Here is a 22,933-nt window from a genome sequence, read left to right as displayed (position 1 = left end):
GTCACTCCAGCGTCAGCTTCTGCTTGGCCACGACCTGCTTGTAGACGTCGAACTCGGCCTTGATCTGCGTGGCGAACTGCTCAGGCGTGTTCAGCACCAGCAGCGAACCGGTGTCCTCGATGCGCTTCTTGACGTCCGGCAACTCCGCCGTCTTCTTCACCGCAGCCGCCACCTTGTCGACCACCTCCTTCGGCAGGCCCTTGGGGCCGTAGATGCCGTAGTAAGCCATGCGGTTCACCGCCTCCAGGCCCACTTCCTTGAACGTCGGCACGTCGGGCAGCACCGCCAAACGCTGCGGCGCCGCGACGACGATGGCGATCAGGCGCCCTTCCTTGATGAACGGCAGTGCGGAAGGCAGGTTGTCGAAGATCATCGGCACCTGGCCGGCCACCGTGTCGTTCAGTGCCGGGCCGGCGCCGCGGTAGGGGATGTGCGTGAGGAAGACACCCGTCAGGCTCTTGTACAACTCCATCTGCAGGTGGCCAATGCCGCCGGTGCCGGAACTGGAGAAACTGTACTTCCCAGGGTTCTTCTTCAGGACTTCGAGAAAGGTCTTGTAGTCCCGTGCCGGAAATGACGGGTGCACCGCGATCACATTCGGTGTCGCCGCGATGTTGATGATGGGCGTGAAGTCGGTCAGCGGGTTGTAGGCGATCTTCGGATTGATGGCCGGATTGGCCGCGGTGGTCGACACCGTCGCCACACCCAGTGAGTAACCATCCGGCGCCGACCGCGCCGTGTCCAGTGCGCCCACCACGCCACCACCACCAGCCTTGTTCTCGACGATCATGGTCTGGCCCAGCGCCAGGTTCATCTTCTCGGACACCACGCGGGCAATGATGTCGGTGGTGCCACCTGGCGCAAACGGCACGACCAGCTTGACCGGCTTGGTCGGGTAGTTGCTCTGCGCAAACGCGGAAGTGGCGCAAGCAGCGGCCATCAAGGCTGCGGACAGGGTCCAGCGCAGGCGGTTCGAGTGTCGCAATGCAGTCTCCAGAGTGAACGGGGGGGCAATGTCGGCAGGATAGCCCAGCCGACCTTCGATTCAGCGCACGCGGGGAAGTATGCCGAGGCCTCGCTTTGCCGGGACTGCGGCCATTGCGTAAGGGCGATCCCTGCTGTCGCAGGCACACTGCAGCCATGTCCCATGTGCTGTTGCTGCTGCCCGACTTCCTGCTGATCCTGCTGGGCTTTGTGCTGTGCCGCCGCACGGCGCTGAACCGCTCGGTCTGGGACGGCGTCGAGAAACTGGTTTACTACCTGTTGTTCCCGGTGCTGCTGTTTGTCGCGATCGTGCGCCAGCCGCTGCAGGCCGGTGCGCTGATGACGCTGGCCGGTTGCGGCCTGGCGGTCGTCGGCTGCGGCATTGCGCTTTCATATGCCATCGGCCGCTGGCCTGGCGTGGACGCGCGCCTGCACGCCTCGGGCGCGCAGACAGCCTTCCGCTTCAACTCCTATGTCGCGCTGGCACTGGCCGAGCGGCTGGGCGGTGTTCAGTCTGTCGCCTGGACGGCCTTGCTGGTCGCGCTGTGCGTGCCGGTCTGCAACATCGCTGCGGTCTGGCCGCTGGCCCGCCATGCCGGCCAGAACTTCCTGCGCGAACTGCTGCAGAACCCGCTGATCATCGGCACCGTGGCCGGCCTGGTCGGCAACCTGCTGGGACTGCAACTGCCAGACCTGCTGCAGGTCACGTTGAGCCGCATCGGCGGTGCCGCCCTGCCGCTGGGATTGATGGCGGTGGGCGCCGGGCTGCAATTGGGCGCGTTGCGGGACGCACCCAGGCTCGCCGCCGCGCTGATGAGCATTCGCCACCTGGTCCTCCCAATCGTCGCCATCGTGCTGGTGCGCGTGGCCGAACTGCCGGCCGGGCAGCAAGTCGTGGTCGTCGCTTTCGCGGCCTTGCCGACCGCCTCCAGCGCCTATGTGCTGGCCGCGCGCATGGGCGGCAGTGGCAGCTTTGTCGCCGGGCTGGTCAGCTTGTCCACGCTGCTGGGCATGCTGAGCCTGCCACTGGCGCTGATCGGGCTGGATGCGACGCGCTGAAACCTCAAGGCTTGTCGGCAGCCTGCGCAAGCGCCCACTGGATGTGCTCCGCGACCAACGGCGTGGCCGCAGGCAGCGAGGCCGACAACGCCTGCCCCAGCGCTGCCTTGTCGGCCACGCCTGAAGCCAGCGCATTGCCCATCGCCACCGCCAGGTTGCGCTGCCAGCGCTGATGGCCAATGCGACGAATCGCGCTGCCTTCGGTCCGCTGCAGGAAGCTCGCCTCGTCCCAGGCCCACAGGTCCAGCAGACCGGGGGCGTCCAGCGCGGGCCGCGTGTCGAAGTCGGGCACGGTGGCGCGGCGCGCGTACTTGTTCCACGGGCAGACCAGCTGGCAATCGTCGCAGCCGTAGATGCGGTTGCCGATCAACGGCCGCAAGGCCTCGGGAATGGCACCATCGTGCTCTATCGTCAGGTACGAGATGCAGCGCCTCGCGTCGAGCCGATAAGGCGCTACGATGGCCCCGGTCGGGCAAACCTGCAGGCAGGCCTCGCAGGCCCCGCAATGCGCGCTGACCGGCTCGCTCAGCGGCAGCGCCAGGTCCACATAGATCTCGCCGAGGAAGAACATCGAGCCGGCTTCGCGCGACAGCGTCAGCGTGTGCTTGCCGCGCCAACCGATGCCGCTGCGGCTGGCCAGCTCCACCTCCAGCACCGGCGCCGAATCGGTGAACACACGGTGGCCCAGCGGGCCGACCTGTGCCGCCAGCCTGTCAGCCAACTGCTGCAGCCGCGCCCTCATGACCTTGTGATAGTCCCGCCCCCGGGCGTAAAGCGACACCATGGCCCGCTGCGGGTCGGCCAGGCCTTGCCACTCGACCTGCTGCCAGTCGCCCTCGCGGTTGGCCGGCAGGTAATCCATGCGCGCGGTGATGACGCGCACCGTACCGGGTATCAGCTCGGCCGGGCGGGCCCGCTTGAGGCCGTGCGCCGCCATGTAGCCCATGCTGCCGTGGAAGCCGGCGTCCAGCCAGGCCAGCAAACCGGGCTCGGCAGATGACAGGTCGACATCGGCCACACCAATCTGGGAGAATCCGAGCGTGCGGGCCCAGTCCCGCAACTGCTGCGTGATGTCCGTGTTTGCTGGCGGCGAGTTGTCAGATGCCTGCTGCCGCGAGACGCCTTCACCGCCCTCCATATTTTGAGCCATCCGCCGATTCTAGAAACTCGCACGCTGCGCTGGCCTGACGAAACGGCCTGCGCCGAATTTGCCGCCGATTGGGCGGCCCGCCCCGCCATCGCCAACGCCTGCATCGAGCTGGACGGCCCATTGGGCGCCGGCAAGACCACGCTGGTGCGCCATCTGCTGCGCACGCTTGGAGCCACCGGCCGCATCAAAAGCCCGACCTATGCGGTGGTCGAACCTTATTTGCTGGCCAGCCCACATGGCGCGCTGGCAGTTTGGCATTTTGATTTCTACCGTTTCAGCGACCCGCGCGAATGGGAGGACGCGGGTTTTCGGGAGGTATTTGCCGCCCCGGGTTTGAAGCTGTGCGAATGGGCCGGCAATGCCGGCCCTTATCGCCCCGCCGCAGACCTCGCGCTGCAGATTGCGCCGCAGGCCGACGAAAGCCGTGTGGTGCAACTGCAGGCCTTCACCGCACGAGGACAGGAGTTGCTGGCATGAAACGTCGTGACGCCTTGAAATCGCTGGGCCGTGTGGCCTTGGTGCTGGGCCCGGCCCAGCTCGCCTGGGGCGCCAGCATCGTCTCGGTGCGGGTCTGGCCCGCGCAGGAATACACGCGGGTGACGATCGAGTCGGACCAGCCCCTGGTGGCGCGTCACTTCCTGACCGACGACCCGCAGCGCCTGGTCGTGGACATCGACGGGCTGGAGATGAGCCCCGCGCTGCGTGAGCTGGTCGGCAAGATCAAGTCGGACGACCCGTTCATCGGCGGCGTGCGCGTGGGCCAGAACCAGCCTCGCGTGGTGCGCCTGGTGCTGGACCTGAAGCAGACGGTGAAGCCGCAGCAGTTCACGCTGATGCCGGTCGCCGCCTACCAGCACCGCCTGGTGTTCGACCTCTACCCCACCGAAGCGCCCGACCCGCTGCTCACACTGATCCGCGACAAGGCCCAGGCCGAACGCGAGGCCGCCCGCTCGGTGCAGGACGCGCTGGGCGAGTTCATCGGCAAGGTGGACCGCCCGCTGGCCGCCACCGAAGCCGCGCGCTCCGGCGCTGCAGCACCCGGCACCTCCACCACCGCGCCACCGTCGACCCAGATCGCCATGGCGCCGCCCCCACCTGCCGCACCGCCACCCATCCCCGGCAAGCCGAGCGCAGCGCAGCGGGACGGCATCAACCGCCTGGTCATCGTCGCCATCGACCCCGGCCACGGTGGCGAGGACCCGGGCGCCATCGGCCCCAGCGGTCTGAAGGAAAAGGACGTGGTGCTGCGCATCGCGATGCAGCTGCGCGACAAGCTCAACACCAAGCCCGGCATGCGTGCGATGCTGACGCGCGACGACGACTTTTTCGTGCCGCTGCAAGAGCGCGTGGCCAAGGCCCGCCGCGTGCAGGCCGACCTGTTTGTCTCGGTGCATGCGGACGCCTTCATGAACCCCGACGCACGCGGCGCCAGCGTCTTTGCGCTGAGCCAGCATGGCGCGTCCAGCACGGCGGCACGCTGGATGGCGCAGCGCGAAAACGCAGCCGACGTGGTCGGCGGCGTCAACGCTGCCACCAAGGACGCTCAGGTGCTGCGCGCGCTGCTGGACATGAGTACCACCGCGCAGATCAAGGACAGCCTGCGCGTGGGCAACGAGGTGCTGTCGCGCATCGGCACCGTGGGCCGGCTGCACAAGGGCGAGGTCGAGCAGGCCGGCTTTGCGGTGCTGAAAGCGCCGGACATCCCGTCCATCCTGGTCGAGACCGCCTTCATCTCCAACCCGACCGAAGAAGACAAGCTGCGCGACCCCGAATACCAGCGCAAGCTCGTCGAAGCGCTGTTCACCGGCATCGACCGCTACTTCGCGAAAAACCCGCCGCTGGCGCGCAATCGGCAAACCTGAGGCCGGACTCGAGCCTGGTCAGGCTGGCGCGCGGCGGCGCGCCCTCACCGCGCCGGCCAGGATCACCAAACCCGGGATCAGGATCATCGCCCAGATGATTTTCTCGAGGTTGTGCTGGACCCAGGGGATGTTGCCGAAGAGCACGCCAGCCATCATCACGCCGACGACCCACAGCGCACCGCCAATCAGGTTGAACAGCGTGAAACGCGTGCGTGTCATGTCCGCCACGCCGGCCACGAAGGGTGCAAAGGTGCGCACAAACGGCATGAAGCGCGCCACGATGATGGTCACCGCGCCATAGCGCTCGTAGAAAGCATGTGCCTGCTCGAAGGCCTGCTTGTTGAAAAAGCGGGACTGCTCCCACTTGAACACCTTCGGTCCCAGCGTCCGGCCGATCGAATAGTTCAGCTGATCACCCAGCACGGCCGCCACCAGCAGCACGGCAAGCGCCACCGGCAGGCTCATCAGCCCGGTGCCGCACATCGCGCCAACGACGAACAGCAGCGAGTCACCGGGCAGGAAGGGCATCACCACCACGCCGGTCTCCACGAAGATGATGGCGAACAGCAGCACGTAGACCCAGGTGCCGTAGTCAGTCACGAACACTGCAAGGTGCTTGTCGACGTGCAATATGAGGTCGATCAGGGGTGCGAGAAAGTCCATGGGCAGGGATTATCAGGGTGGACATGAGACAGGCTCTCTACAATCCCGGGATGAACGACACCGTGCATACGCCACTGCACAACGCCCTGCAGGCCGCGCCACGCCGCCCGATCCGCGAATTGCCCGACGAACTGGTCAGCCAGATCGCCGCCGGCGAAGTGGTCGAGCGCCCGGCTTCGGTCGTGCGCGAACTGGTGGACAACGCACTGGATGCCGGCGCCGAGCAGGTCACCGTGCGCCTGGTGGCTGGTGGCGTGCGGGCCATCGTGGTCGAGGACGACGGCTGCGGCATCCCGCATGACGAGTTGCCGCTGGCGCTCAAGCGCCACGCCACCAGCAAGATCAGCTCGCTGGCCGAGCTCGAAGGCGTGATGACCATGGGCTTCCGCGGCGAGGCGCTCGCCGCCATCGCCTCGGTCTCCGAAACCCACATCGTCAGCCGCCCGGCGGACGCATCCCAGGCCCGGCGACTGGACGCCCGCAGCGGCGAGCTGCAGCCCGCAGCCCGTGCGCAGGGCACCAGCATCGAAGTGCGCGAGCTGTTCTTCAGCACGCCGGCACGGCGCAAGTTCCTGAAGTCCGGCCCGACCGAGCTGTCGCATGCCATCGAGGCGGTGCGCCGCCATGCACTGGCGCGGCCCGACGTGGGCTTTGCGATCTGGCACGACGGCAAGCTGGTCGAACAATGGCGCCGCGCGCTGCACGAGCAGCGCATGGCCGACGTGCTGGGCGAAGACTTCCTGGCCCAGAGCCGGCCGGTGGAACTGCTGGCCGGACCGATGCGGCTGCAGGGCCGCGTGGGCCTGCCCGAAGCCGCGCGCAACCGCGCCGACCATCAATACGTCTACGTCAACGGCCGCTACGTGCGCGACAAGCTGATCACGCACGCGCTGCGCAGCGCCTACGAAGACGTGCTGCACGGCCAGAAGCAGCCGGCCTACGTGCTGTTCCTGGACATCGACCCGACGCGCGTGGACGTCAACGTGCACCCGACGAAGATCGAAGTGCGATTCCGCGAATCGGGCGAGGTCTATTCGGTCGTCAAGCGGGCGGTGGAGAAGACGCTTTCGGCACCGGCCGGCGCGCATGTGCCGGGCACGATCACGCAAGCACCATTGCCCGAGGCAAACGCCGCTGATGCTGCGACGCCCACGCCCTGGGGCGACCGCCAGCCCAGCCTGCCCGCCTCCTACAGCACCGGCGCCGGCCTGCCACCCACCGCGCACCAGCAGCGCCTGAGCCTGGCCGACCTGGGCCAGCTCTATGCCCGTGAGGCGCCGGCGCCTTGGAGCAGCCCCGCGACTTTCGCACCGCCATCGACCACACCCCTCAACCTGCCGACGGCCCCGGCCGGCGACCCGCCGATGGACCGCGCCGCGGTACTGGACGGCGACTGGCCGCTCGGCCGCGCACTGGCGCAACTGTCGGGCGTCTACGTGCTGGCGCAGAACGCGCACGGCCTGGTCATCGTCGACATGCATGCGGCGCACGAGCGCATCGTCTACGAACGCATGAAGGCCGAGGCGCGGCTCACCGGCCTGGCCGCGCAGCCGCTGTTGATCCCGGCCACCTTTGCCGCCACCGCCACCGAAGTGGCCGTCGCCGAAGCCCGGCAGGCCGACCTGATGGCGCTGGGCCTGGACCTGAGCCCGCTGGGGCCGACCTCGCTGGCCGTGCGCAGCCGCCCGGCCGCGCTGCCGGATGCCGACCCGGTCGAACTCGCCCGCTCAGTGCTGGGCGAACTGGCCGAACTTGCCGAGGCCGACGCGGCGCACCTCATCGAGCGTGCCCGCGACGACCTGCTGGCCACGATGGCCTGCCACGGCGCAGTGCGCGCCAACCGGCGCCTCAGCCTCGAAGAAATGAATGCCTTGCTGCGCCAGATGGAGCACACCGAACGCTCCGAGCAATGCAACCATGGCCGGCCCACCTGGCGCCAGCTGACCCTGAAAGAACTCGACGCGCTGTTTCTGCGCGGCCGCTGAGCCCTCTCCCTGAACTGGATCCCAACATGCGCTCAGACCGCGACATCCAACGCACCCCGAAACGCCCGCTGACCCGCACAGCCACCGGTTCGCCCGCCGCACCCAAGGCTGCGCCGGCACCCGCCGAGGACGGCAAGCCCGCCGCGCCCAAACCCACGGTGACGTACGCACCGCGGCAAGACGCGCGGGGCGACGGCCGCCCCGAACCACGTGGTGACTACCGCAACGAACCGCGCCGCGATGCACGTCCCGAGGCTCGGGGCGAGCGTCGGCCGGACGCGCGCGGTGAGCCGCGCCAGGGTCCGCGCAACGATGATCGTCCAGCGCCTCGCTGGGAAGACCGCCAAGCGCCGCGTGGCGACGCACGCCCCGTGCCATCGTTCGACCGGCCACGCGAACGCGCGCCTGCCGCCGATCCTGGCCTGGCCCGCAACGACCAGCGCCGCAACGTCAGTTCTGCCCGGCCCGACGGCCCTGCACGCCCGCAGCCGCGCGACGCCGGCCCGGCCTACCCGCGCCAGGACCCGGCCAACCGCGGCCCGCGCGCCGTCAAGGCCGCCCCGTCCAAAGCCAAGGTCTACCCCGGCGCCACGCCGCCGCGCGACCCGGCCGAAGGCGTGCGCCTGTCCAAGGTGCTGTCCGACCGAGGCCTGGCCTCGCGGCGTGAGGCGGACGACTGGATCGACACCGGCTGGGTCAAGGTGGACGGCGAAATGGCCGTGCTCGGCCAGCGCGTCAAGCCCAACGCCCGCATCGAGATCGACCCGGCCGCGCACACCCAGCAGGCCAAGCGCATCACGGTGCTGATCAACAAGCCGATCGGCTACGTCAGCGGCCAGGCCGAAGACGGCTATGAGCCGGCCGTTGTGCTGGTGACCGCCGCCAACCACTGGGAAGAAGACCCGACGCAAAAGCCCTTCCATGCCGGCCACGCGCGTGGCCTGGCGCCCGCCGGCCGGCTGGACATCGACTCCACCGGCCTCTTGGTGCTGACCCAGGACGGCCGGGTAGCCAAGCACTTGATCGGCGAGCATTCGCTGGTCGAGAAGGAATACCTGGTGCGGGTCGAACCGATGGGCGAAGGCCCGTTCCCACCGGAAAACCTGGAGAAGCTCAACCATGGCCTGTGGCTGGACGATGTCGAGCTGAAGCCGGCCAAGGTCAGCTGGGCCAACGAGGACCAGCTGCGCTTCGTGCTGCGCGAGGGCCGCAAACGCCAGATCCGCCGCATGTGCGAACTGGTCGGCCTGAAGGTGACGGGGCTCAAGCGCGTGCGCATCGGCAGCGTGGTGCTGGGCAAGCTGCCCGCGGGCCAGTGGCGCTACCTGCGCGAAGATGAGCGGTTCTGACGCCAGCACTGCATTGCCCGCTGCGGTGCCGGCACCGCGCCTGACCGAAGCACAGGTTGCGCTGGCACTGTCGCTGCTGCTGGGCCTGCAACCTCTCACGACCGACCTGTACCTGCCGGCGCTGCCCTTGCTGCGCCACGAACTGGGCGCCGGCATGGCGGCAGCGCAGCTGACGATGTCCGCGCTGCTGCTCAGCTTCGGGCTGGCGCAATTGCTGATGGGCCCGCTGTCGGACCGCTTCGGCCGCCGCCCGGTGCTGCTGGGCGGACTGGGCCTTCATGCGCTGGCCGGCGTGGGCGTGGCGCTGGCGCCGGACATGGCGACGCTGATCCTGCTGCGCGCGGTGCAAGGCGTGGGCATGGCGGCTTCGGTCGTTTGCGCCCGAGCCATGGTGCGTGACCTGTACGAACCTTTCGAAGGCGCGCAGGTCATGTCCCGCGGCCTGTTCGGCCTGGGTGTCATCGCGATGCTGGGCCCGGTGCTGGGCGGCGTGCTGGCAGCCAGCCTGGGCTGGCGCGCGGCCATGGCCGCGGTGGCGCTGGGCGGCGCGCTGACACTGCTGTTCGTCTGGCGCACGCTGCCGGAAAGCCTGCCCAGGCGCAACCTGCAGGCGCTCAACGCCGGACCGCTGGCGCGCACCACGGCCGAGGTGCTGCGGCATCCCGGTTTCCGTGCCTGGACCGCGCTGATCTCGGCCACCTATGGCGGGCTGATCGTGCTGCTGGCCGGCTCGCCGTTTGTCTACATTGGCGCACTCGGCCTGGCGCCCTGGGCCTACGGGCTGGTAATGGCCTCGGCCTCCGGCTCGTACATGCTGGGCACGCTGGCCTGCCGGCGGCTGGTGCCGCGGCGCGGGCTGGCGGGTGCGGTGCGCATCGGCGGCGTGATGTCGTTCGCTGGCGGGCTGCTGATGCTGGCCTGCGCCAGCCTGACGCAGCCGCCGCTGGCCGGCGTGCTGGTGGCGCATTGGCTGTATGTGTTCGGCCATGGCATTCACCAGCCTTGTGGCCAGGCCGGCGCGGTCGGCGCGTTTCCGCAAGCCGCCGGTCTCGCCTCGGCCTGGTCCGGCTGCATCCTGGCGCTGGTGGCGTTTGCCATCGGCCTGGGCATGGGCCGCACGATGAATGGCCAGCTGGCACCACTGGCGGTCGGTTTGGCGCTGGCTTCGCTGGCGGTCATCGGCGTGGCGTTCACGCTGGTGCGCAGGCATGGCGAGCCCCGGCACACCGCCGCCGCATGAAACAGAACGCGCCGGACTGGATCGGCCTGGCCGGGCCGACCGCCTCGGGCAAGACCGCGGCGGCGCTGGCGCTGGCACAGGCGCTGCCGGTCGAGATCATCAGCGTCGACTCGGCGCTGGTCTACCGCGGCATGGACATCGGCACCGCCAAGCCCAGCGCCGCCGAGCAGGCGCTGGTGCCGCACCACCTGATCGACATCATCGAGCCCGAGCAGGCCTACTCAGCCGCGCAGTTCGCGCGCGATGCGCAAACGCTGATCGCCGAGATCCGGGCCCGGGGCCGGCTGCCGCTGCTGGTCGGCGGCACCATGCTGTACTTCAAGGCCCTGGTGGACGGCCTGGACGAGTTGCCGCAGGGCGACGCCGCGCTGCGCGCCGAGCTGGACGCCGAAGCCGCCCGCCTGGGCTGGCCGGCCATGCATGCCAGGCTGGCCAAGGTAGACCCGGTGAGCGCGGCGCGGCTGGCGCCAGGCGACGCGCAGCGCGTGCAGCGCGCGCTGGAGGTCTGGCACCTGACCGGCCAGCCACTGTCCAGCTTCCACTCGCGCGCCGACACCCCCGCAGCACCGGCGAGGCACCTGTTGATCGCACTGGAACCCGTCTCGCGCGCCTGGCTGCATGCGCGCATTGCGCAGCGTTTCGAGGCCATGCTGGCACAGGGTTTCCTGGCGGAGGTGCAGGCGCTGCGCGCGCGTGGCGACCTGCATCCCGGCCTGCCGTCCATCCGCTGCGTGGGCTACCGCCAGGCCTGGCAGGCGCTGGACGCCGGGCTGGCCGGCCGGGCCTTGCACGACGACCTGATGGCCCGCGGCGTGGCCGCGACGCGCCAGTTGGCCAAACGCCAGCTGACGTGGCTGCGCAGCATGACCCGGCAAGTGGTGGCCTGCGACGAAGGCGATGCGGTGGCGCAGGTGCGCAGCCTGGTGCTGCAGGCCATGCCGGGCTGATGCAACAGCGTCCCGCTTGCGTCGCGTCAAACACCGGCAGCAGGCGCGAACCTAGGATGGTGGGATGCCCGTCATCCTCCACCAATCGCCGGGCCACCAGTGCCTGATGTTTTCCGACCTGGCCGACGAATCCGGCGGAGAGGCGGTTCAGTCCAACCAGTTCCTCATCGTCGACGACGGCACGGGCGCCATCATCGATCCGGGGGGCAACCTGGCCTACTCCGAGCTGTATCTGACGATGACGCGGCATTTCCCGCCGCACAAGCTCTCGGCCATCCTGGCCTCCCATGCCGACCCGGACATCGTCGCATCGCTGGACCGCTGGACCACCTCCACGCCCAACGCCAAGATCTACGTGTCCACCGTCTGGGAACGCTTCATTCCGCACTTCTGCAAGCCCGGCAAGACGGTGGGCCGCATCGTCGGCATTCCGGACCCTGGCATGCGCATCCGCATTGGCAGCCATGACTTGGTCGCGCTGCCGGCGCACTTCCTGCACGCCGAGGGCAATTTCCAGTTCTATGACCCGATCAGCAAGATCCTGTTCTCGGGCGACCTGGGCGTTTCGATGGTGAGTGGCGAGATCGCGAGGACGCCCGTCTCGTCGCTGGCCACGCTGCTGCCACGCATGGAGGCCTTTCACCGCCGCTACATGGTCTCGAACAAAGTCCTCAGGCTTTGGGCCGACATGGTCAGCACGCTGGACATCCAGATGCTGGTGCCGCAACACGGTGCGCCGCTGACCGGCCCGGCCATCGGCGAATTCATTGCCTGGGTGCGCGAGCTGCAGTGCGGCATCGACCTGATGGGGCCGCGTCACTACCAGGTCCCTGCGTAGGCAAGCAGAAATGACAAAGCGGCCCGCAGGCCGCTTTGTCGTGGGGTGTCAACGCGCGATCAGGACGGCGCGACCGAGCGCGACGGGTCGCTCTGGCGCGGCAGGATGGGCGCGGCGCGCACGCAGTTGCGGCCGGCGTCCTTGGCAGTGCGCAGCGCAGCTTCGGCTTCCTGGATCAGCCCGTCCAGCGCCAGCTGACCGGCGTGCACATGGGCCACACCCACGCTGACGGTGGCCACCACATGCGCCTTGTCCCAGCGGAACGGGGTGGCAGCCACCTGCTGGCGAATGCGCTCGGCTGCGTCCAGCGCACCCAGCGGGTCGGTGTGCGGCAGGAAGACGGCCAGTTCGGCGCCGCCGAAGCGGGCCAGCACGTCAGACTGGCGCAGCGTGGCGCTGACGCGGCGAGTCACTTCGAGCAGGATGGCATCGCCACAGCGCTGGCCAAGGTTGTCGTTGATGCGCCGCAGATGGTCGGTGTCGATCAGCAGCAGCGCGCCGTCGTCGCCGTAGCGGCGGCAGCGGGCCCATTCGCGGTCGGCCAGGCGCAGGAACTGGCGGCGGTTGCTGACGCCGGTCAGCTCATCGTCCACGCACAGCATTTGCCGCTGCTGGGTAGACTGGGCCAGCGCGCTGGCCAGGTTCAGCGCCACGCCGCCGGTCAGCAGCGCGGGCACCAGCGCGATCGCGGCACCAGCCAGCGCGGCGGGCCACGAAGCGTGGTCCATCCACATCAGCACGGCCGCGACAAACGCGCCCACACACAAGGCCACGCCGAGCTGAAACAGCCAGGCGGAGCGCAAGCCCATGCGGGTCACGGCGCGTGAGAGCCGGTGTGCCCAATCCATGTCGAGGTCGGTTGAGGCCATGCCAGAAGGACAAAAAATGTCAGTAAAGATTCCAACACATTTCGGCCGCGATGTGCGTTTCCTTCAGCGTTGACAACGTGCGGAATTGGGTAAAGCAACCGGGAATTTCACTCAGATGCAAGGCGGTGCAGGTGCCGGCCTCACCGGCCCGAGCGCATGCGCTTGACCGGCCAGGCGATATGAGATTAAAGTGATATCACTTTGATTTCTGGCCATAGGCCACCGAGGAGACCTCATGCAGACCCCGCCCGCACGGAAAAGCCGTTCCATTCGCTCAACGGCTACGCGATGATCATCGCCGCGCTGGCGCTGATCCTGGCCGGCGCGCTGTCGCTGGTGCTGCAGGTGCTGCCGCTGGTCGCCAGCATCCTGGCGGGTGTGGTGCTGGTGCTCAGTGGGGTCATCACGCTGGCCGGCCTGTACATGCTCCAGCCCAACACCGCGCGCATCCTGACGCTGTTCGGCCAGTACCGCGGCACCGATCGGGCCGAAGGCCTGCGCTGGGCCAACCCGCTGTTCGCCGGCCGCAGCGTGTCACTGCGCGCACGCAACTTCAATGCGCCAACGCTGAAGGTCAACGACAAGCGCGGCAACCCGGTGGAGATTGGTGCGGCCGTGGTCTGGCGGGTGCGCGACACCGCGCAGGCGGTGTTCGAGGTCGATGATTTCGAGCTGTACGTGAAGGTGCAGGCCGAGACCGCACTGCGCCACCTCGCCTCGCAATACGCCTACGACCACACCAACGACCCGACCGACAGCCTGGCCACCCAGGCCGCAGCCGCCGAGACGACGCTGCGCGGCAGCATCGACGAGGTGGCACATGCCCTGCGGACCGAACTGCAGGCACGCTTTGCCGCGGCAGGCGTGGAGGCGCTGGACGCCAAGCTGACGCACCTGGCCTACGCGCCGGAAATCGCCCAGGTGATGCTGCGCCGCCAGCAGGCCGAGGCCATCGTCGGCGCGCGCACGCAGATCGTGCTGGGCGCGGTCAGCATGGTCGAAGCGGCACTGCGCGGCCTGTCCGAGCGCGGCATCGTGGTGCTGGACGACGAACGCAAGGCGGCAATGGTCAGCAACCTGCTGGTGGTGCTGTGTGCCGACAAGGACACCCAGCCCATCATCAACACCGGCACGCTGTACAACTGACGTGCAAGGCCAGCCATGTCCCACCGCTTGCAAGACACCGCTTCGCCGTCCAGCTCGCCGCTCGACGAGATCTACCTCCAACGCCAGTACGCCAGCCTGCCGCTGCTGGGCCTGCTGCTCGCGCTGGGCCTGGGCCTGCCGCTGGCGATCCAGGCGGACCTGCGCAGCGGCGGGCAGTGGCACGACACGCTGCCGGTCTATGCACTCATCGTCGCGGTGCAGGCTGGCCTGCTGCTGAGCTTCGGCCGCTTCAGCGTCTCGCTGGACGCCACACGCTTGCGCTGGTCCTTCGGCTGGCTGGGCTGGCCCCGCGGCCAGGTGCTGCTGGCCGACATCGCGCACGTGGCGCCAGCCCGCAGCCGCTGGACCGAAGGCTGGGGCATTCGCGCGACACGCGACGGCATGCTCTACAACCTGCGCGGCCTGCAGGCGGTGCAGCTGACGCTGCGCGATGGGCGCACCATCCGCATTGGCTGCAGCGACCCGGCGGCCCTCGTCAACCTGTTGGCACCCCGCTTGGGCGACAGGCCGGGGACGGGCCGCTGATGGCCAGTCCCGGCAAGAAGAGCTACCCGCTGCGCATCGACCCCGCGCTGTGGGCCGAGATCGAGCGGCTCGCGGCGCAGGAGTTGCGCAGCGCGAATGCGCAGGTCGAATACCTGCTGCGCGAAGCGCTGGCCCGGCGTGGGCGCCTGCCTGCCGCGGGCAACGCCAAAGAAGAAGCGGCCGGCGATGAATGAACCTCGCCGGCCGCTTTGGTCGATCACCTCGCGCGACGCAGAGCCGCCACCGCCGGGCCGTCCCAAGGCGGCGGCTCAACCCGCTCGGCGGGTGGTGCTGCGTACGCGCGGCACCGGGTGCTCCATCAATGCGCTCCGCCTGCATCGGCGGGTGCGCCGCCCGCGTGCGCTGCCGGACGCTTGGTCAGCCAGATCAGGCCGATCAGCAGCACGAACAGCAGCGCCGAGCCGATGAAGATGTCGTCGGCCGCACGGGTGAAGGCCTGCACGTCGATCAGGCGGTTGATCTGGACCAGCGCCTGCTCGGTGCTGAGGCCGGCCTGGTTCAAGCCGGTCAACGCGCCGCTCAGGGCATCGCCGTGGCCGGTCATCGGCTCGGTCAGGTGCGCGTGGTGCAGCGCCGCGCGGCTTTCCCACAGCGTGGTGGCGATCGAGGTGCCCATCGCACCGGCTGTGATGCGCACGAAGTTGCTCAGGCCCGCGGCCGCCGGAATGCGCTCTGGCGGCAGACCGGACAACGTCAGCGTCGTCAGCGGGATGAAGAAAAACGCCATCGCCGCCCCCTGGATCACCGTGGGGATCAGGATCTGCACGAAGTCGGTCTGCGGCGTGAACTGCGAGCGCATCCACAGCACCAGCGCGAAGACGATGAAGGCGCCGGTGGCCATGCGCCGCGGGTCCCATTCGGCCACCTTCTTGCCCACCAGCGGTGTCAGCAGGATGGCGAACAAACCCACCGGTGCCAGCGCCAGTCCGGCACTGGTGGCCGTGTAGCCCATCCACTGCTGCAGCCACAGCGGCATCAGCACCACGTTGCCGAAGAACAGGCCGTAGGCGACCGACAGCGCCAGCGCGCCAAACGCGAAGTTGCGGCCCATGAACAACCGCAGGTCGACGACAGGGTGCTTTTCGGTCAGCTCCCACACCACGAAGACGGCGAACGAGATGCCCGCCACCAGCGCCAGGATCACGATCTGGTTCGAAGCGAACCAGTCCAGCTCCTTGCCCTTGTCCAGCATCAGCTGCAGCGATCCCACCCACAGCACCAGCAGCGTCAGGCCGACGGTGTCGATCGGCAGCTTTCGGATCGTGGTTTCACGTTCGCGGTAGATCCACCAGGTGATGCCCGCGGCCAGCAGGCCGACCGGCACGTTGATGTAGAAGATCCACGGCCAGGAGACGTTGTCGGTGATCCAGCCGCCCAGCAGCGGGCCGACCACCGGCGCGACCAATGTCGTCACGCCCCACAACGCCAAGGCCATGCCAGCCTTGGCCCGCGGGTAGCTGGACAGCAGCAGGGTTTGCGACAGCGGGATCATCGGGCCCGCCACCAGGCCCTGGGCCACGCGGCAGACCACCAGCATTTCCAGCGAGGTGGCGAAGCCGCACAGCCAGCTGGTCAGCACGAACAGCAGCACGCTCATCGTGAACAGCTTCACCGCGCCAAAGCGCTGCGTGAGCCAGCCGGTCAGCGGCACCGAAATCGCATTGGCCACGCCAAAGCTGGTGATGACCCAGGTGCCCTGGTTGGGGCTCACGCCCACGTCGCCGGCAATCGCCGGAATGGACACGTTGGCGATCGACGAATCCAGCACGTTCATGAACGTGGCCAGCGACAGCGAGATCGTGCCCAGCAGCAAGGGCAGGCCGTGCAACGGCGTGTAGCCTGCCGGCGCGGCACTGGCCGGCGGCGCGGCAACAGGCGCAGCGCCGCCCGGCTGCGCTGAAGAATCAGCACTCATGGCAACAGCCTTTCAGAGGAGCGATCAGCGGACCGTGGTGACACTGGCGGCCAGCTGGCCGGCGGCTGCGCCGGCCACCGGCTCGTGGCCGCGGCGGCCCAGGCTGCTGGCGAGCAGTTGCTGCACGCGCTGGTCGGCATCCTTTTCCAGCGTCTCATAGACCCCCGTCTGGGCCACCGCGTCGCCGCGCGGCACATCGGCCAGGGCCTTGCCGCTCTGGTCCTCGGCATTCACCGTGACGTCCATCGACAGGCCCACGCGCAGCGGGTTGGCGCGCAGCTCGGCCGGGTCAAGCGCAATGCGCACCGGCACCCGCTGCACCACCTTGATCCAGTTGCCGGTGGCGTTTTGCGCCGGCAGCAGCGAGAAGGCCGCGCCGGTGCCTGCTCCGAGCCCCGAGACCTTGCCGTGGTAGACGACCTTCTTGCCATAGACATCGGCTTCCAGCTCGGCCGGCTGGCCGATGCGCAGGTTCTGCAGCTGGCTTTCCTTGAAGTTCGCGTCCACCCACAACTGGTTCAGCGAGACCACCGTCATCAGCGGCGCACCGGCCTGCACCCGCTGGCCGATCTGCACCGCACGCTTGGCCACGGTACCGTCCATCGGCGCCGGCAGTTCGGCGCGGCGCAGCGTCAGGTAGGCCTCGCGGACCCTGGCCGCCGCGGTCTGCACGGCAGGATGCTGCTCGACGCTGGTGCCATCGGTCTGCACCTGGTTGGTCGTCAGCTGCTCCCGCGCCGCAAGCACGGCCGACTGGGCTGCCGACACTGCGCTCTTGGCGCTGACCAGTTGGTTGTTGGCATGCTGGAACTCTTCCTTGCCGACCGCGCCCGAGGCGACCAGCGCAGCGCGCCGGTTCACATCGTCCTGCGCCTTGGCCAGGTCGCTCTGCACGCGCGCCAGGTCGGCTTCGCGCAGCGCGATCTGGGCCGACAGCGCGCCGTTGCCAGCGAACAGGCCGCGGGTGTCGCGAATCGCCTTGGACAGCTGGGCTTCGGCCTGTTCCAGCGCCACGCGGGCGTCGGTGGTGTCGAGCTTCACCAGCGGCTGGCCGGCACGCACGAAGTCGGTTTCGTCGGCCAGGATGGCGACCACGGTGCCGCCGACTTGCGGCGTGATCTGCACCACGTTGCCAGCGACATAGGCGTTGTCGGTGTTCTGCAGGTAGCGGCCGTTCATCCAGTGGTACACGCCCCAGCCGGCACCGGCCAGCACGACGACGGCGGCAATCACGGTCAGGCCGCGACGGCGGGCGTTGTTGGGTTCAGCGTTGTTGTTGTCGCTCATGGCAAGCTTTCGAAGTGGGTCGGGTTCTGGTGGAACCCGGTTTGCATCTGCAATCGGAAGAGGTGTGGAAGGTGGCCAACGCGGCGCCGGATCACGGCGCGCCCGGCTTGCCGGTGGCGGCCTGCGCCACGGCCTGGGGCTGTTCGGCCCAGCCACCGCCCAGCGCCTTGACCAGCGACACGCGGCTGTCGAGCTGGCGGGCCTGCAGGTCCACCGCAGCGCGGCGCTGCACCAGCAGCTGGCTTTCCGCGTTCAGCACGATGAGGTAGTTGCCAAGGCCCGCGGCATGGCGCTGGCGAGCAAGGTCGTAGGCCTTCTCTGCGCTCTGCAGCGCCGAATTCTGCTCGGCCTGCTGGCGGTTCAGAGAGGCGAGCGAGCCCATCGCATCGGCCGCTTCGCGCACGGCGTCCAGCAGCGCGCCGTTGTACTGCGCGATCGAGGCGTCCAGGTCGGCCTGCTTGGCGCCGAGCTGTGCACGCAGCCTGCCACCGTCGAACAAAGGCAGTCGCAGCGCCGGCTGCACACCGTACTGGCGGCTGCCGGCTTCGAACAGCTGGTCCAGGCCCAGCGAGTTGAAGCCGATGAAGGCAGTCAGGTTGATGTCCGGGTAGAAGTCGGTGCGGGCAACCTTCACGTCCTGGCCTGCCGCTTCGACGCGCAGCCGCGCCGCGACCACGTCCGGCCGGCGGCCCAGCAGGTCGGCACCGAGCACCGTGGGCAGCTGGGCCAGCGCCATCGCGTCCAGCTTCGGGCTGAGCGCGTCCAGCGCTTGCGGCGCCAGGCCGGCCAGCACGGCGAGCTGATGGCGGGCCAGCATGATCTGCTCGTTCAGGGATTCGATCTGCACCCGCGTGTCCGGCAGCGCGCCTTCGGCCTGCACCTGCTCGACCTTGGTGTCCAGCCCGGCGTCCACGCGCTGGCGGGTCAGCTTCTGCAGCTCTTCACGCTGGGCCAGCGTGCGCTCTGCCACTTCGCGCTGCGCCAGCAGCCGGGCCAGCGCCACGTAGCCGCGCGCCACTTGCGCCGACAGGCCCGTCGCAGCAGCGGCCGCATCTGCCTGTGCGGCCTTGGCCTGGCCCAGCGCGGCGGCCAGCTCGGCGGCGTGCTTGCCGAAAAAGTCCGGCGACCAGCTGGCACCGGCCTGCAGGTTGGCGATGTTCCAGGTGCCGCCGCCCAGCGGCGCCGGGTAGATGCCGTTGGCACTGAAGCGCTGGCGGGTCACGTCGCTGCTCAGCGAGGCTTGCGGGCCATTCGCGGCTTCGTTCAACTGGGCAAGCGCTGCGGCCCGCTCGACGCGGGCACGCGCCACGGCCAGGCTGGGATGGGCCTGCAGCGACTGCTCGATCAGGCTGCTCAGGCGCGCATCGCCCAGCACCGACCAGTTCAGCGCGGCGGTTTCTGGCGTGGCCTGCTGGGTCAGGCCGAGCACGGCGGGTTCGGTCTGCGCCAGCGGGGCGTGATCGGGGCCGGGGGTGGCGCAGCCGGTCAGCAGCACCGCGGCCGAAACCAGCGCGACAGCGGTGGTCAGGCTGGCAGGACCGAAGGCGCGGGCCAGGTTCGTGAGGCTGTGAAGGGACATGGGCAACAGGGACGACAGGAGATGGGTTCTGGAGGCATTGCCGCGGCGCGGCAGCAGGGGAAAGTGGGCCATGTGCAGGCTCCTTGTTCTTGAAGTTTCAGCCGCTGCCATCTGCAGCAGAGGGCGTGGTGCCGGCCAGAACCGCGCCGGCGACGATGGCTGCGCCGACATTGCCGCAGCAGCCCGGTTTGAGTGCTTCGCCGTTGGCGATCATTCGCCGCATGAATTGCTGCAGTTGCTGGAATTCGGCTTCGGAGAAACCGGCCAGGTGTCGGTTCATTTCGTCGCACAGCACCGGTGGCACCAGGGCCGCCGCCGCCCGGCCTTCTTCGGTCGGCACCAGGTGCACCACGCGGCGGTCTTCGGTCGAGCGCTCGCGGCGCAGCAGTCCCTTGGCTTCCAGCCGGTCCAGCGAGCGCGTCATCGCGCCCGGGTCGGTGCCCAGTTCGCGCGCCAGGCTGGCCATGGTGTGGTCTTCGCAGGCCACCAGCTTGTAGAGCGGCAGCCATTGGGCATGCGTCATGTCCAGCGCCGACAGGCGGCTGTCGACCCGGGCCATCACCGAGTTCAACACCAGGCGCATCAGGTAACCCACGCTGTGCTCGGACTTGTACTGGCCGGGCACGTAGAAGGCGATGGCCGGCGACGCGTCTTCCGCCCGGTCAGGGGCAGCAGCAGCGGCAACGGAAGGGTCCTGGGTCGATTTCATGCCTGAACTATATTTGCTCAAGCAAGTATTGCTCAGGCGATGATTGAATAGGCTTGCGTTTTGCAAGGTTTTGTCTCAGCGGCGCTGCGTCACGAGGCGCTGCCTACACTCGGCGCCATGAGCCAGTCCACCCCAGACCGCCCGCCCGCCCGCAGCCCCCGTTCGTTGAGCGGACTGCTGCCCTTCCTGCGCCCGTACCGCTGGCGCATCGCGCTGGCCCTGGTCTCGCTGGTCGCGGCGGCCGCCGCCACGCTGGTGATGCCCGTGGCACTGCGTTCACTGATCGACCACGGCCTGGTAGCGGCCGACCCCGGCGAGCGCGTGATGCAGCTGCGCGAGCACTTCTTCGCGCTGTTCGTCGTCGGCATGCTGGTGGGCGTGCTCTCGGCGCTGCGCTTCTACATGGTCAGCTGGCTGGGCGAGCGTGTCACCGCCGATTTACGCAACGCTGTCTATCGCCACGTCGTCTTGCAAAGCCCTGGTTTTTTCGAGACGACTTCCAGCGGCGAGGTCATCAGCCGGCTGACGACCGACACCACCCTGGTCCAGACCGTTGTCGGCTCCAGCCTCAGCATGGGGCTGCGCAACAGCGTGATGGGCCTGGGCGCCCTTGGCATGCTGATCTTCACCAACGTGCGGGTGATGCTGCCGGTCTTTGCAGTGCTGGTGCTGATCGTCGGCCCGGCCTTGTATTTCGGCCGCCGCGTGCGCCGACTCTCGCGCGCCAGCCAGGACCGCGTGGCAGACGCCAGCGCGCTGGCCAACGAGGTGCTGAACGCCATTCCGGTGGTGCAGAGCTACACCCAGGAAGCCGGCGAGGCCGCGCGCTTCGACCGCGCGACAGAGGCCGCCTTCGAAACCGCCCGCCGCCGCACCCGCGTGCGCTCGGTGCTGATCGCCTTCATCATCAGCGCCACCTTCGGCGCGCTGCTGTTCGGCCTGTACCAGGGCACGCAGGCAGTGATCCGCGGCGACGTGTCGGCTGGCCACCTGGGGCAGACGGTGCTGTACGTGATCGTGCTGGTCAGCTCGGTGGCCGTGCTGTCCGAGGTCTATGGCGACCTGCTGCGCGCCGCCGGTGCAACGGAGCGGCTGATGGAGCTGCTGGCCACCCAGTCCGCCGTGGCCGAGCCCGCCCAGCCGCTGGCCCTGCCGGCCACGCGCGGCGGCTCGGCCGTGGCGTTGAACCACGTGCGCTTCCACTACCCTTCCCGGCCCGCGCAGGCCGCGCTGGCCGACCTGAACCTGCAGATCAAGCCGGGCGAGACGGTGGCGCTGGTCGGCCCCAGCGGCGCCGGCAAGTCCACGCTGTTCCAACTGCTGCTGCGCTTTTATGACGTGGACGCCGGCACCGTCACGCTGGACGGCGTGGACGTGCGCAGCACCCGGCTGCACGACCTGCGCGAGCGCATCGGCATCGTGCCGCAGGACAGCGTGATCTTCTCGGCCAACGCGCTGGAGAACATCCGCTACGGCCGGCCCTCGGCCACGGACGAAGAGGTCATCGCCGCAGCCAAGGCCGCCTTTGCGCACGACTTCATTCTCGCGCTGCCCGGCGGCTACCAGAGCTTCCTCGGCGAACGCGGCGTACGCCTGTCGGGCGGCCAGCGCCAGCGCATCAGCATTGCCCGCGCGATCCTGAAGAACCCGCCGCTGCTGCTGCTGGACGAAGCCACCAGCGCGTTGGACGCCGAAAGCGAGCGCGTGGTGCAGGCCGCGCTGCAGGCCGCGATGGCCGACCGCACCACGCTGGTCATCGCCCACCGGCTGGCCACGGTGCAACAGGTCGACCGCATCGTGGTACTGGACCAGGGCCGCATCGTCGACCAGGGCAAGCATGCCGAGCTGATGGCGAGAGGCGGGCTGTATGCACGGCTGGCGGCGCTGCAATTTGGCGGTGAATCGCAGGTCCGCGCCGCTTGAGCTGAACGGGCGGACACGCGCCGATACAGCGGCAGCTGAACTTTTACGCCGTTTCCGGTCCCTAATGGCTGCGACGGCGCTCGCGTGGCTGCGGCGCCCGCATCCCAACTCGAACACACAGGAGTCTTCCATGCACACTCAAATCAACACCCCACGCTTCAACTTCCGGCCGCTGGTAAACGCCACCACCCGGGCTGCAGGCATCACGCTGCTCAGCGCCACGATCCTCGTGACCGGCTGCGCCAACATGGGCGAACGCGAAAAAGGCACCGCCGGCGGTGCTGCCATCGGCGCGATCGGCGGTGCGGTGATCAGTTCGGCCACTGGCGGCAAGGCCGGCACGGGTGCGCTGATTGGTGGCGCGCTCGGCGCGGTCGCCGGCAACGTCTGGTCCAAGCGCATGGAGGACAAGCGCCGGGCGATGGAACAGGCCACGGCCGGCACGGGCGTGCAGGTCACCCGCACGGCAGACAACCAGCTGCAGGTCAACGTGCCCAGCGACATCAGCTTCGACGTTGGCCGTTCGGCCATCCGCCCCGAACTGCGGCCGGTGCTGGACAAATTCGCGGCCGGCCTGGACAGCAGTGCGATGCAAGTGCAAATCGTCGGCCACACCGACGCCACCGGCAGCGACGCGATCAACAACCCGCTCTCGGTCGACCGCGCCGCCAGCGTCAAGGACTACCTGGTCACCCGTGGCGTTGCCGCTGGACGCATCAGCACCGACGGCCGTGGCTCGCACCAGCCCATCGCCGACAACAGCACCGATGACGGCCGTGCGCGCAATCGCCGCGTGGAAATCTTCCTGGCGGAGAAGCAAGGCTGATTCTCGACTTCTACAATCCCGGCCGGGGCGCTCCT

21 protein-coding genes are annotated in these 22,933 nt (G+C 68.8%); 13 read left to right on the top strand and 8 right to left on the bottom strand.

Translation table 11 applies throughout. The features are described from left to right. Window position 1: 1 nt before the first annotated feature. Window positions 2–940 (bottom strand): tripartite tricarboxylate transporter substrate binding protein BugE, encoded by a 939-nt coding sequence (locus ACAH41_RS08000; RefSeq protein ID WP_325649893.1) that lies wholly within the window; start codon window positions 938–940, stop codon window positions 2–4. 200 nt (window positions 941–1,140) lie between these two features. On the opposite strand from ACAH41_RS08000, the gene ACAH41_RS07995 reads away from it, so the two are divergent. Continuing rightward, window positions 1,141–2,043, top strand: a complete 903-nt coding sequence (locus ACAH41_RS07995; RefSeq protein WP_325649843.1) for an AEC family transporter — start codon at window positions 1,141–1,143, stop codon at window positions 2,041–2,043. Window positions 2,044–2,047: 4 nt separating this feature from the next. Here the strand turns inward: ACAH41_RS07995 and queG are convergent, their stop codons facing one another. Next, window positions 2,048–3,193 carry a tRNA epoxyqueuosine(34) reductase QueG gene (gene queG / locus ACAH41_RS07990; RefSeq protein WP_325649842.1) on the bottom strand — a complete coding sequence of 382 codons (1,146 nt, stop codon included), beginning with the start codon at window positions 3,191–3,193 and terminating at the stop codon, window positions 2,048–2,050. Here queG and tsaE point away from each other — a divergent pair. Both tsaE and ACAH41_RS07980 read left to right on the top strand, forming a co-directional pair. Further along, window positions 3,185–3,670 carry a tRNA (adenosine(37)-N6)-threonylcarbamoyltransferase complex ATPase subunit type 1 TsaE gene (gene tsaE / locus ACAH41_RS07985; protein ID WP_370538246.1) on the top strand — a complete coding sequence of 162 codons (486 nt, stop codon included), beginning with the start codon at window positions 3,185–3,187 and terminating at the stop codon, window positions 3,668–3,670. The two genes, queG and tsaE, sit on opposite strands and share 9 nt — an antisense overlap. Then, window positions 3,667–5,055 (top strand): N-acetylmuramoyl-L-alanine amidase, encoded by a 1,389-nt coding sequence (locus tag ACAH41_RS07980; RefSeq protein ID WP_325649840.1) that lies wholly within the window; start codon window positions 3,667–3,669, stop codon window positions 5,053–5,055. Before tsaE ends, ACAH41_RS07980 begins: the two co-directional genes overlap by 4 nt. A gap of 18 nt (window positions 5,056–5,073) precedes the next feature. Here ACAH41_RS07980 and ACAH41_RS07975 read toward each other — a convergent pair whose 3' ends face one another. After that, the gene (locus ACAH41_RS07975) at window positions 5,074–5,718 is read right to left on the bottom strand and encodes a VTT domain-containing protein (RefSeq protein ID WP_325649838.1); all 645 of its coding nucleotides are present in this window, start codon (window positions 5,716–5,718) and stop codon (window positions 5,074–5,076) included. Between the two features lie 50 nt (window positions 5,719–5,768). Between ACAH41_RS07975 and mutL the strand changes: the two genes are divergently transcribed. The 5 genes from mutL to ACAH41_RS07950 all read left to right on the top strand — a co-directional run bounded on the left by mutL (window position 5,769) and on the right by ACAH41_RS07950 (window position 12,077). After that, the gene (gene mutL / locus ACAH41_RS07970; RefSeq protein WP_325649837.1) at window positions 5,769–7,703 is read left to right on the top strand and encodes a DNA mismatch repair endonuclease MutL; all 1,935 of its coding nucleotides are present in this window, start codon (window positions 5,769–5,771) and stop codon (window positions 7,701–7,703) included. A gap of 26 nt (window positions 7,704–7,729) precedes the next feature. Then, entirely contained in the window at window positions 7,730–9,052 is a 1,323-nt protein-coding gene (locus tag ACAH41_RS07965) for a pseudouridine synthase (RefSeq protein WP_370538245.1), read from the top strand. Next, window positions 9,039–10,292, top strand: a complete 1,254-nt coding sequence (locus ACAH41_RS07960; protein WP_325649833.1) for a Bcr/CflA family efflux MFS transporter — start codon at window positions 9,039–9,041, stop codon at window positions 10,290–10,292. The genes ACAH41_RS07965 and ACAH41_RS07960 overlap by 14 nt, the downstream gene beginning before the upstream one ends. Beyond that, window positions 10,289–11,239, top strand: coding sequence for a tRNA (adenosine(37)-N6)-dimethylallyltransferase MiaA (miaA, locus tag ACAH41_RS07955; RefSeq protein ID WP_325649831.1), 951 nt, complete (start codon window positions 10,289–10,291; stop codon window positions 11,237–11,239). The genes ACAH41_RS07960 and miaA overlap by 4 nt, the downstream gene beginning before the upstream one ends. 64 nt (window positions 11,240–11,303) lie before the next feature. Continuing rightward, complete coding sequence (locus ACAH41_RS07950) at window positions 11,304–12,077, top strand: MBL fold metallo-hydrolase (RefSeq protein WP_325649829.1); 774 nt, start codon at window positions 11,304–11,306, stop codon at window positions 12,075–12,077. A 59-nt stretch (window positions 12,078–12,136) separates the two neighbouring features. On the opposite strand, the gene ACAH41_RS07945 is transcribed toward ACAH41_RS07950, so the two are convergent. Continuing rightward, on the bottom strand, window positions 12,137–12,925 hold the full coding sequence (locus ACAH41_RS07945) for a GGDEF domain-containing protein (protein ID WP_370538244.1): 789 nt from the start codon (window positions 12,923–12,925) through the stop codon (window positions 12,137–12,139). 309 nt (window positions 12,926–13,234) lie between these two features. On the opposite strand from ACAH41_RS07945, the gene ACAH41_RS07940 reads away from it, so the two are divergent. From ACAH41_RS07940 to ACAH41_RS07930, 3 genes are read left to right on the top strand one after another with little or no spacing between them, the layout of a single operon-like run. Continuing rightward, on the top strand, window positions 13,235–14,092 hold the full coding sequence (locus tag ACAH41_RS07940; RefSeq protein ID WP_325649825.1) for an SPFH domain-containing protein: 858 nt from the start codon (window positions 13,235–13,237) through the stop codon (window positions 14,090–14,092). Between the two features lie 15 nt (window positions 14,093–14,107). After that, window positions 14,108–14,638, top strand: coding sequence for a hypothetical protein (locus ACAH41_RS07935; protein WP_325649822.1), 531 nt, complete (start codon window positions 14,108–14,110; stop codon window positions 14,636–14,638). Beyond that, window positions 14,638–14,832 (top strand): hypothetical protein, encoded by a 195-nt coding sequence (locus ACAH41_RS07930; RefSeq protein ID WP_325649820.1) that lies wholly within the window; start codon window positions 14,638–14,640, stop codon window positions 14,830–14,832. Before ACAH41_RS07935 ends, ACAH41_RS07930 begins: the two co-directional genes overlap by 1 nt. A 125-nt stretch (window positions 14,833–14,957) precedes the next feature. Here ACAH41_RS07930 and ACAH41_RS07925 read toward each other — a convergent pair whose 3' ends face one another. From ACAH41_RS07925 to ACAH41_RS07910, 4 genes are all read right to left on the bottom strand, one after another. Continuing rightward, window positions 14,958–16,574 carry a DHA2 family efflux MFS transporter permease subunit gene (locus ACAH41_RS07925; RefSeq protein WP_325649818.1) on the bottom strand — a complete coding sequence of 539 codons (1,617 nt, stop codon included), beginning with the start codon at window positions 16,572–16,574 and terminating at the stop codon, window positions 14,958–14,960. A gap of 24 nt (window positions 16,575–16,598) precedes the next feature. Continuing rightward, window positions 16,599–17,861, bottom strand: a complete 1,263-nt coding sequence (locus ACAH41_RS07920) for an HlyD family efflux transporter periplasmic adaptor subunit (protein WP_325649816.1) — start codon at window positions 17,859–17,861, stop codon at window positions 16,599–16,601. Window positions 17,862–17,952: 91 nt separating this feature from the next. After that, complete coding sequence (locus ACAH41_RS07915) at window positions 17,953–19,440, bottom strand: efflux transporter outer membrane subunit (RefSeq protein WP_325649889.1); 1,488 nt, start codon at window positions 19,438–19,440, stop codon at window positions 17,953–17,955. Window positions 19,441–19,537: 97 nt separating this feature from the next. Then, on the bottom strand, window positions 19,538–20,149 hold the full coding sequence (locus ACAH41_RS07910) for a MarR family winged helix-turn-helix transcriptional regulator (protein ID WP_325649814.1): 612 nt from the start codon (window positions 20,147–20,149) through the stop codon (window positions 19,538–19,540). Between the two features lie 117 nt (window positions 20,150–20,266). Here ACAH41_RS07910 and ACAH41_RS07905 point away from each other — a divergent pair, with 117 nt between their 5' ends. Then, entirely contained in the window at window positions 20,267–22,072 is a 1,806-nt protein-coding gene (locus ACAH41_RS07905; protein WP_325649812.1) for an ABC transporter transmembrane domain-containing protein, read from the top strand. A 247-nt stretch (window positions 22,073–22,319) separates the two neighbouring features. Then, entirely contained in the window at window positions 22,320–22,898 is a 579-nt protein-coding gene (locus ACAH41_RS07900; RefSeq protein WP_325649888.1) for an OmpA family protein, read from the top strand. Window positions 22,899–22,933 lie beyond the last annotated feature (35 nt).

Origin of the sequence: Ideonella sp., assembly GCF_041287625.1 — a bacterium.
Lineage (GTDB): Bacteria > Pseudomonadota > Gammaproteobacteria > Burkholderiales > Burkholderiaceae_C > Ideonella.
Note: the sequence above shows the minus strand (reverse complement) of the source record. Positions and strands in the feature narration are given on the sequence as shown.